Annotated in this window: 1 protein-coding gene; it reads left to right on the forward strand. The window is 62.9% G+C overall.

Features of this window, described 5'->3' with window-relative positions:
• On the forward strand, positions 1-518 hold a 518-nt coding region (locus ABD715_RS17820), incomplete at both ends, for a glycine radical domain-containing protein (protein WP_344789686.1).

Consider the following 518-nt stretch of genomic DNA (forward strand, 5'->3'; position numbering starts at 1 on the left):
TTGCCTGCGACCTGGTGGAGCGCTTTATGCGCAAAATTCAGGCGCTCCCCACCTGGCGTCAGGCGGTGCCGACCCAGTCGATCCTGACCATCACCTCCAACGTGGTATACGGCCAGAAAACCGGCAACACCCCGGACGGACGTCGGGCGGGGACGCCGTTCGCTCCGGGGGCCAATCCGATGCATGGTCGCGACCGGAAAGGGGCGGTGGCGTCGCTGACCTCGGTGGCGAAACTGCCGTTTACCTACGCCAAAGATGGCATCTCGTATACCTTCTCCATCGTGCCGGCGGCGCTCGGCAAAGCCCCGTCAGCGCAGGAAAACAACCTGGTGGGCCTGCTGGACGGCTACTTCCACCACGAGGAGACGGTGGAGGGGGGACAGCATCTCAACGTCAATGTGCTGAACCGGGAAAAGCTGCTCGATGCGATAGAACACCCGGAGCAGTATCCGAATCTGACGATCCGCGTCTCCGGCTATGCGGTCCGCTTTAACGCGCTGACCCGCGAACAGCAGCAG

This window comes from Postechiella marina (assembly GCF_039538365.1).
Classification (GTDB): domain Bacteria; phylum Bacteroidota; class Bacteroidia; order Flavobacteriales; family Flavobacteriaceae; genus Postechiella; species Postechiella marina.